This window comes from Kitasatospora sp. NPDC034035 (assembly GCF_055575755.1).
Genome location: NZ_JBVISA010000031.1, coordinates 101,456 through 110,518, shown reverse-complemented (window position 1 = coordinate 110,518; position 9,063 = coordinate 101,456). Strand labels below are relative to the sequence as shown.

At 73.4% G+C, this 9,063-nt stretch carries 6 protein-coding genes; 5 read left to right on the top strand and 1 reads right to left on the bottom strand.

Features of this window, described 5'->3' with window-relative positions; all coding sequences use genetic code 11:
* Positions 1-82: 82 nt before the first annotated feature.
* Positions 83-310 carry a hypothetical protein gene (locus ACZ52J_RS33330; protein ID WP_465624066.1) on the top strand — a complete coding sequence of 76 codons (228 nt, stop codon included), beginning with the start codon at positions 83-85 and terminating at the stop codon, positions 308-310.
* A complete protein-coding gene (locus tag ACZ52J_RS33325; protein ID WP_465624064.1) occupies positions 307-4,476 on the top strand; it encodes a CHAT domain-containing protein in 4,170 nt (1,389 codons plus the stop codon). Before ACZ52J_RS33330 ends, ACZ52J_RS33325 begins: the two co-directional genes overlap by 4 nt.
* 7 nt (positions 4,477-4,483) lie before the next feature.
* Here ACZ52J_RS33325 and ACZ52J_RS33320 read toward each other — a convergent pair whose 3' ends face one another.
* On the bottom strand, positions 4,484-6,376 hold the full coding sequence (locus tag ACZ52J_RS33320; RefSeq protein WP_465624062.1) for a caspase family protein: 1,893 nt from the start codon (positions 6,374-6,376) through the stop codon (positions 4,484-4,486).
* Between the two features lie 337 nt (positions 6,377-6,713).
* Between ACZ52J_RS33320 and ACZ52J_RS33315 the strand changes: the two genes are divergently transcribed.
* From ACZ52J_RS33315 to ACZ52J_RS33305, 3 genes are read left to right on the top strand one after another with little or no spacing between them, the layout of a single operon-like run.
* Positions 6,714-7,049 (top strand): hypothetical protein, encoded by a 336-nt coding sequence (locus tag ACZ52J_RS33315; RefSeq protein ID WP_465624060.1) that lies wholly within the window; start codon positions 6,714-6,716, stop codon positions 7,047-7,049.
* Between the two features lie 40 nt (positions 7,050-7,089).
* Positions 7,090-8,880 carry a hypothetical protein gene (locus ACZ52J_RS33310; protein WP_465624058.1) on the top strand — a complete coding sequence of 597 codons (1,791 nt, stop codon included), beginning with the start codon at positions 7,090-7,092 and terminating at the stop codon, positions 8,878-8,880.
* Positions 8,877-9,062: a hypothetical protein gene (locus ACZ52J_RS33305; RefSeq protein ID WP_465624057.1), complete on the top strand. Its 186-nt coding sequence runs from the start codon at positions 8,877-8,879 to the stop codon at positions 9,060-9,062. Before ACZ52J_RS33310 ends, ACZ52J_RS33305 begins: the two co-directional genes overlap by 4 nt.
* The last annotated feature ends 1 nt before the right edge of the window (position 9,063 follow it).

The window sequence follows — 9,063 nt, the reverse complement described above, 5'->3', positions numbered from 1 at the left end:
AAGACCGCAGACTCCCGCCCACGACCAGCACGAGCACCCCGGAGAACCGTCACGCCAGCCCCTCCGACCAGCACGTTCGAAGATGGCGAAGGCTCATTGGATCCGTGAGCACACCGACCTGTGGGCGCAGGGCTTCCTCTGGCCGTCCAAGCGTGAGCCCGGCGACCGGGTGGTGGTCCTGTTCGGTGACCGCTGCGTGCCGGACGTGATCGAGGAGACGGGCGTCCCGCCGGTCGACTTCGACACCGCCGAGGGGGAGAGGCGGCTCAACTCCTTGCTGGAGCCCTACCACGCGAGGATCGCCCCGTGACGCCGGAGCGGGCGATGGACCCGGACCCGGACCCGGACCCAGACGAGGTCTCCGACGACGAACTGCGCGCCGAGCGGGACGAGTTGCTGGAGCAGCTGGCAGGTCTGCGGGCGGACGACCCACAGGTGCCGACGGCGTGGGCGGTCGCCGGGGACTTCAGCTACCAGCTCTTCCTGCGGCAGGCACGCCCGGAGGACCTGGACCTGGCGGACGAGGCGTTCGAGCGGGCCTTCGCCCGGCCCGGCGACGAGGGGATCGACGACGAGGAGATCTGGGACGCCTGGCGGATCCTCCGCGCTCGCGTGCTGCTGTTCCGGTACGACGGCTGGCCGCAACCCGAACTGCTCGACCGGGCCTGGGCGTTGCTGGTCGACGGCCTGGCCGAACCGGTCGCCGGGTCGTCGTTCGAGCACCTCAGGATGCTCGGCAGGTACCTGGTGGCCCGGCTCGCCCGGTTGCGGTGGGTGCAGGCCGACGACCGGCCCGCCCCGCAACGGGCGGCTCTGCTCTCCGAGGCGCTGCGCCGGTACGACGCCGCGCTCGACGACCACGCACCCGGCAGCCCGGAGGCCGCCGAACTGCACGGGGAGGCCGGTGCACTGCACCACGAGCGGTACCGGACCGGCGGTGACCTGCCCGACGCGCAGGCCTCCGTCCGGCATTTCCGCGCGGCTCTCGAGGCGGCCACGCCGGACAGCGACGTCCCGCTGCTGCGCTACGGACTCGCCACCGCCCAGATGGTGCACGGCCAGCGCGCCCGGGACCGGGAAATGCTGACGGAGGCCCGGACCCAGTTCGGCCGAGCGCTGGTCGAGGCGGGCGAGCGATCCGCGGAGCGATCGTGGTGGGGCCGCGAGGCGATGGCCCGGATGGTCTACATCCGGGCGATGCTGTGGTGGCACTGGGACGACAGTACCCAGGTCGGGCCCGCCGAGGCGGAGTTGGCGCCACTGCTCGCCGAGCCCGATGCCGTCGACGAACTGCTGCCCACGTACCTGGACTGCTTCGGACGGCTGCTCTACCAGCGTGCCACCGAGCGCGACGACGACGCCGGACGAGACCGAGCGCTCCACCTGCTGCAGCGGGCTCTCGACTGCTGGCAGCCCGAACGCGACGGCGGCTCGGCCGCACCGCTGGGCCTGCTGGTGGCGTCTCTCCAGTGGGCCCGCTACCGGGCGGACGGCGACCCGGCGCGCCTGCCGGTGCTCGCCGCGGCCAGCGGGCGTGCCCTCGAAGACGAGAGTCAGGGCGCCGAGTTCCGGCGGATGGCCATCATGTGCCACGGCTGGGTCAGACACGAGCTGGTGCGCCAGGGCCTTGCCGAGGCGGGCCCCGAGGTCGACGCCCTCTTCCAGGAGGCCCACCGCGCCACCATGGGGACATTGGCGGATGCCAGACACGGCGGGGCCTTCCTGAACCTCAGCGATCAGGACTTCAACGGTCTCGCCAACGACATCGGCGGCGTCGACCGGCTGCCCGCGGAATTCGACCGGCTGTACCGGACCTGGCACGAGATGGACCCGGACAGCCGCGAGTCGGGTGAGTCGGCCGCGTTCTTGTACGGCCTGGTGCCGTTGCTCGATCCGCACGGCACGCACGTCACCGCCGAGCAGAAGACCGCGCTCCTGCAGGCCGCACTGCAGCACCGGAAGGGGGATGCCGCCGGGCTGAGCAACGTCCACGCCATCGCCGGCTTGATCGGCCTGAACGAGGCGACAGCCGGAGACGGGTCGGGCCTGGAAGGGGCGCTGGAGCACATCGATGCGGCCCGCGACCTGCGCACCGGCCAGGACGGGCGGGTGACCGACGGCATCGAGCTGCTGCGCTCGGCCGTCCAGGGCCAGCGAGGTCAACTGCGCGGCGGTCTCGACGAGGTGGAGACGGCCGCGAGCGCCATCGCCCGGTTGCGCGATCGGCCCGGCACCACCCCCTACCTCCGGTCGCTCATCGACGGCCAGGTCGCGGGTATCGAGGCCATTCGGTACGCGCGGCAGGGTGACCTGGCCGGCACCGACCGGGCCATCGCGCGGCTCGCCGAGGTCCACGGCGCGCTCGACCCGGACGACCCCGCCCGCGGGGAGCTGTGGACGCTGCTGGAGAACGCCCGGATGGGCCGCGACCAGCTCGCCAGGAGCCTGGGCCTGCCGACCGCCTCCATGGCGACCCACGGTGGTGCCACTCTCGACGAACTGCGCCGCCAAGCTGCACGGTTGCCGCGCGACCACCGTGCATGGGTGCTGGGGGACGCGGGTATCGCCCGCATCGCACGGGGGGTGGACCGGCCCGACCGCCGGCTTCTCGACGAAGGAATGACCCTGCTCCGGGAGGCCTTGGACCTGTCCGACGAGGGAAGCGACGACTGGCTGCGCTACGCCTTCGTGCTGGGCAGCACCCACTGCGCCAAGGCCTCCCGGAGCGGCGACCGCCGTGAGCTGGGGACCGGCATTGACCTGCTGGAGCGGGCCGCCCAGCTGGCCGGCGGCCCCGAGCACCGGCTCTGGGCGGTGTGCAGCCTGACCCTCGGCCGGGCCTACCGGCTGCGCGCCGACCCGGCCCGCGACGACCGCCGCCGGGGACGCCTCGCCGGGCTCGAGTCCCTGCGCGGACACTCCTGGATGGCGCTGCTCCAGTCCGGCACCGGGCACGCCGCCGAGGGCGCACCCGAGGCCACCGCCGCGGCCCTGGAGGTGGCCGCCTGGTGCCTGGCCGACGACGCCCCCGAGGCCGCCGTCCAGGCACTGGACGCCTGCCGCGGACTGGTGCTGCACGCCGCGAACACCGCGATGACGGTGCCCCAGCTGCTGACCGCCACCGGTCGGCCCGACCTGGCCGAGGAGTGGCGGGCCGCGGGCGGCGCCGAACCGCCTGGCGGAGCGGACGGCTCGACCGGGCCCGGCGGCGTCCCGAGCGAACTGCGCCGCCGCGTCCTGACCGCGCTGACCGCCGACGGCCCGTACGGCGGGCCGTCGGCCCGGCTGCTCGGCACCCCGGCCCCCGCGGAGATCGGTGCGGCGCTGCGCAGCTGCCGGGCGGACGCCCTGGTGTACCTGATGCCGGCCTCCGACGACCGCGGCGGGGCGGCGGTCCTGGTCACCGCGGATGGTGGCGCGCACTGGCTGCCGCTGCCGCTGCTGAAGGAGGACGCCGGGCCCCTGCGGGACTACACCCCGGCCGGCCGGTCCGTCCGGGACATGGGGCCGGCTCCGCACGCCGCCGCACCCGACTCGCCCTCGCTGCGCCGGCAACTGGACCGGCTGTGCTCCTGGGCCTGGTACGCGGCGGTCAAGCCACTGCTGGACATGCTCGTGCCGCCACCCGGCCGGACCCGCCCGCCGTCGCTGATCCTGGTGCCCATGGGCGCCCTCGGCGTGGTGCCGTGGCATGCGGCCTGGTCGGAGCCGGACGCCACCGGACGACGCCGGTACGCCGTCGAGCAGGCCGAGATCTCGTACGCCGCCTCGGCCCGGCTGCTGTGCGACGTGGCCGCCCGGCCGTCCACACCGCACACCGACGCCGCCCTGGTGGTCGGCAATCCGACCGGGGACCTGCGCTACGCCGGCGAGGAGGCGGACGCGGTGCAGCGGGCCTTCTACCCGCGGGGCACCTTCCTCGGGCGGCGCGCGGCGGGCGAGGCCGACGGCCCGGGCACGCCGGCCGAGGTGCTCGCCTGGCTGCGCCGCGGCGGTGGTGGCGTCCTGCACCTGGCCTGCCACGCCACCGTGGCCGCCAACCAGCGCTACAGCTCGTACCTCTCCTTCAGCGGCGGTGAGCTGGCCGCCGAGGAGCTGACCGAGGCGGCCGGGCGGGGCGGCGACGGGCTGGAGCTGGTGGTCCTGGCGGCCTGCTGGAGCCACGTGTCCGGGCGCGGCCACAACGAGGCGTACAGCCTTGCCACGGCGTTCCTGGTGGCCGGAGCCAGATCGGTGATCGGCTCGCTGTGGCCGGTGCCTGACGACGCCACCTCGGTCCTGATGTTCATGACGCACCATTTCCTGCGCCGGGAGCAGGAACAGGCGGGCCGGGCGCTGCGCAGGGCCCAGCTGTGGATGCTCGACCCGGACCGCCGGCTGCCGCCCGGTATGCCCGGCGCGCTGGCCGCCCGCGCCGCCGCGGTGGAGCCGGACGACCTCTCGGCCTGGGCCGGTTTCACCCACCTGGGGCAGTGACGGCGGATCAGTCCGGGACGACCGTGCAGAGCGGAAGAGTGAGCGCCGCCCAGCGGCCGGGGGAGGCCGCCGGGCGGCCGGGCAGCATGTCCCGGCTGCCGCCCGGGGCGAGCGGGCGGAACACGCCGTCCGTCGACCGGCCGGTCTGCCGGTCCGCGGGCAGCGTCGGATCCCAGGGCCCGAACTGGTAGGGCACGGTGTTCAGTTCGCCCTCCGCCACGATCAGCTTGAGCCAGTCGCGGACGTAGGCGCCGGGCCGGACCGGTCGGGTGGACGGGAGGCTGAGGTGAACCGGATCGCCGTCCAGCGCGTAGCCGGTGCAGCCGGAGGCGATGAAGGCCCCGGGGAAGAGGACCGATCGGCTGGCGTAGCTGTCCGTGAGGTTCAGCAGGACGCACCAGAGGGCCCTGCCCGTCGAACGATTGTGGATGCGCACGGACACTCTCGGCTCCTGCCAGCCGCCCGGCCCGCGACCGTAGCTGCAGACGATCTCACCGGAGCCCTCGGGCAGGATCGGGTCATCGCCGCCCCAGGGCGTCACCTCGACCCGGACGTGGGATCCGAGCGAGGGATCGGGGTTGGCGAGGTCGCGCAGCTGGTGCCAACCGGCCAGGTGGACAAGGCAGTCGACGATCCGCCGGGCGTCAGCCGAACCCGCCCACGGCAGCGCCGGGACGGCGGGGGACCCGTCCCGGAACAGCACCCGGGCCTCCGCCCGGTCCAGGACGACCCGCAGCAGTGTCCCGGGCGCGTCCCGCGGATCGTCCACGAGGCGAAGCAGCGGCGAGCGGGCGGTGCGCAGGGCGTCAGTCAACTCGGCATCTACCGCAGGACGTTCTAGTGCCTCGACCAGCACCGAAACCGGCGGCAGGGCCAACGCGGAGAGCGTCACCGGGTAGCTGAGCGCCGGATCGGGTGACCAGCCGGACGGCTCCACCAGGGTCCGGTCGACCCGGACCTCCCAGGCGGTCAGCAGGTGTCGGTCCTGGCTGCCGGGCCCGGGCTCGACGCTGAACTCGGTACCGCCGGCGTCCGGGCCGCCGCGCAGCCCGTGGACGGTTCCACAGTCCACCTCCCAGCCCGAAGCACCGTGGCGGAGCAGGTGAGGGCTCGGGGCGCGAACGGCCCCGCCGAGGAACGGCCGGTCGGCAGGGCCACCGGCCTCCAGGGGGAGCAGGACCGGGTGCTGGCGTTCACCCGAGCCCTGCACCCGGCACTGCACGGCCGCCATCAACCGGCGGTAGCTCAGCTCCGGGCCGCCCTGCTCGCCGAGCGCGCCGAGGAGTGCGTGCGTGAACACGCCGTGCCTGCGTCCGTCGAACCAGTCCTCGAACGCGGGCTGGTTCAGCCGACTCGCGGCCAGCAGGACGTGACCCGGCTCGGCCGCGGGACCGGTGACGTCGCGGGCCGTCGCGAGCGCCCCCCAGGACGGATCCGGTGGAAGGAGGCGCGCGCTGCCCTCGGCGTCCCGGGTCGCGCCGCCCGAGAAACAGCAGTCGAGGACCGCGACGACATGGGCGCCGCGGGCGGCGACCTCGTCCAGCAGGGCCCCCAGCTCCTTGTCCAGCAATGGCCCGTCGGCGCAGACCAGGGCCTGGCAGCGGCCGGTGGATTCGACCTTCAGCTGCTCGGCCGTGGCGTCGAACTCGGTCCCGTGGCCGGAGAACCAGAGCAGTGCGGTGTCCTGCGGCCCCGCCTGCCCGAGATGCCCGCGGATGCCGTCGATGACCGCACGCACGGTGGCGTCGGTGTCGAGCAGCGTCCGCACAACCGGCTCCGTCACCTTCGCGTCCAGCCAATGCTCAGCAGCAGCCGTGTCATTGACGCACCCCCGGAGCGAAGCGCGGCCGAGCGCCGAGTAGTCGTTGATCCCCACCAGGAGTGCAAAAACCGTCCTCATGGTCAGAAGTGTTCCAGGCGGACACCGCCCCGGCGGTCCGGTCGACCGGGCGAATGGTGGGTGGAAACAGGTCGTCATCCGGCCATGCGCGTGCGATCACCTGCACGGCTTCGCAATATGGCAGTGCGATCACTATCCTTCCCTTCTCGACCGCGCGGTGTGAGCGCGGTGTCACTCCATGGTCATCGGGGGATTCATGGGTTTCATTGAGCAGCCCCGCCGCGTCGTGCGACCGGGCCAGGCGACCGGGCCCGGTCGGGCTGCGGCGAGCGGTCCGGCCACCGGCGGGCGACCGCCACAGACCCGCGTCGGGGCGGACCGGCTGCGCGAGAGGCCGGTGGGCTTCCTGAACGCCGTACGCCGACTCGACGCCGGACTCGACCCGGCCGCCTGCAACGAGCTGGCCGACTGGCTCAAGGAGCACTACACCACCGAGTTCGGCGACGTCCCACTCGGCTTCCTCGCCACCTGCTACCTCGGTGCACCGTACGTCGACCATCAGCTGAACCTCTTCCACTCGATCGTGGACCACTTCGCACCCGGGGATCCGATGCCCCACCCCTTCGCGGCCGCCCGGATGCTGGTGCGCACCGGCGCCTACGCCTTCGTCGAGGTGTACGACGGCGGCCTGGTGCTGCCGGTACTCCCGGACGGCAGCGTGGTACGCCCGTGAACCCGTCCCGCCGACTGCTCCACCGTGAACGGAGACCCGCATGACAGAGGTGGACTACGTCCTGCGCAACCAGGTGGCGCAGGTCGACAGACTCGTGAACCGGCTCTCCGAGCAGGTCGGCCAGGTGTCCGGTCAGGTCTCCGCCGTCGGCATCGCGCAGCAGCAGACCCAGAGCGAACTGCAGCAACTGCGCGCCGACTTCCTGGCCTTCGTCCACCAGTCCCAGCTGACCGCCAACGTGCAGCGGGCCGAGACCCGCATCGGTGTCATCCAGGACAAGGTCGACCACGAGTTCGGCCACCACAAGGTGGTCCGGCGCACCGCCGTCGGCATGTTGCAGGCATTCGACCTCGGCCTGGTGTCCGAGGCGACGGTGACCTCGGTGAGTGAGCAGCTGATGATCCAGACGCCGCGCTACTGGCTCGCGCCCGCCCTGGTCGCCCTCGCGGCCTGGTCCGCCGACGACCCGGCGCTGTGCGAGCGGGCGGTGGACGAGGCGTTCCGGCGCTCACCGGAGCGCACCTCGCTCCTCTTCGCGCTGGTGCTGCGCCGCCAGGGCCGCCAGCAGTCCGCGGTGCGGTGGCTGCGGCACTACCTGATCGCCCAGGACCCGGCCGCGCTCGGTCGGGAGTTCGCGGTCATCCTGGAGTCCATCTCGCAGGGGGCCTTCGGCGCGGGCGGCCGCGAGATGCTGCACGAGACGCTCGGGCGGTGGCGCGAGACCCTGCTCGGCGACGACGAGGCCCGGGCCGCCCAGGTACGCCGGTGGCGTGCGGAGCTCGACAGCCTGCGCGCGCCGTCGGCCGCCGGCGAGTTCCCCCGGCTCTCGCAGGTGTCCCCGCAGTGGCCGCAGTTGGACGCCGTACTCGCCTCGGCCCGGGCCCAGCAGGCGATCTTCGCCAAGTACACCGCGATGATGGCGGGCGAGTCCGTCCCGTCCGAGCGGCTCGAGGACGCCATCGACGACATCCTGGACCGGTTGGTCTCGGAGTACGACAACGAGGAGCTGCCGCTCCGCCGCGACCTGGCGTTCAACCAGGCGGTGGTGGCGTGCGACGGCGACCTGGACGCCGCGAGGCACGCCGTGGACGTGGACTCCGCTTCGCTGGAGGAGACGCTCGACTACCTCACCATCCAGTCCACCGCGGCGCTCAACCCCTCGGCCATTGGTGCTTCGGCCTCCACCCAGCGGCTCGCCGTCGCCGCCTGCCACGAGTGGTTCGCGCAGGCCCACGCCGGCTTCAGCCGGGACTACCGGATGGCCGAACCGCCGGACGTCCACGCGGTGTTCGCCACCAGCCACACCTTCGGGGCCCAGGTCTTCAACCTGCCGCAGTGGGCGGGTTCGTTCAACACCCCGCTCCCAGCCCTGGAACAGTCGCTCGCCCAGCACTGGGACCAGCACACTGCCCCCTTCCTGGCCTCGCTGGCCTACCCGCTGACGCGCCAACTGGTCATGCTCGGCGGCGCGATCGCGCTGCTGCTGTTCGTCGTCGGCCCGATGAGCATCGCGGTCGCCCTCGGCCTGGCCGTCCTGGCCGGCAGTATCTGCGGACTGGTGCTGTACACCCGCTCCCAGGCCGCCCGGAAGGCCATGGAATCGGCCAAGCAGCTGCTGGCGCGCGCCAAGAACGACTCCATCCACCAACTGCGCGGCGCCTGCGCCGAGTACACGGACTGGAAGACCGCCTACCGGAACGCGGACCAGGTGGAGACCCGGACCCGCGAGTTCATCGGCTCACTGGCCGCCGCCGGCCACGCCCACAGCCCGTTCGACGGGCGCACCGTCCGACCCGCCGCCGCCACGCCGCAGTCCGGAGGAACGCCATGACCACGCCCTACCCCGCCCCGCCACCACCGCGTCGCCCCGCCGCCTCCCCGTGGGCGGCCAGCCCCAAGCCCACCACGGAGCGGGCCACCAGTCGGCTGCGCCGGATCGTCGAGGGCCTGCCGGACTGGGAACCGCTGCCGCCCGGCGAGGTGACGGTGCGCCGCCCCGGAAGCGGGCTGTGAC

Coding starts and splice junctions, on each gene's coding strand:
- ACZ52J_RS33330 (WP_465624066.1), top strand. CDS start 83: ATGGCGAAGGCTCATTGGATCCGTGAGCACACCGACCTGTGGGCGCAG.
- ACZ52J_RS33320 (WP_465624062.1), bottom strand. CDS start 6,376: ATGAGGACGGTTTTTGCACTCCTGGTGGGGATCAACGACTACTCGGCG.
- ACZ52J_RS33305 (WP_465624057.1), top strand. CDS start 8,877: ATGACCACGCCCTACCCCGCCCCGCCACCACCGCGTCGCCCCGCCGCC.
- ACZ52J_RS33310 (WP_465624058.1), top strand. CDS start 7,090: ATGACAGAGGTGGACTACGTCCTGCGCAACCAGGTGGCGCAGGTCGAC.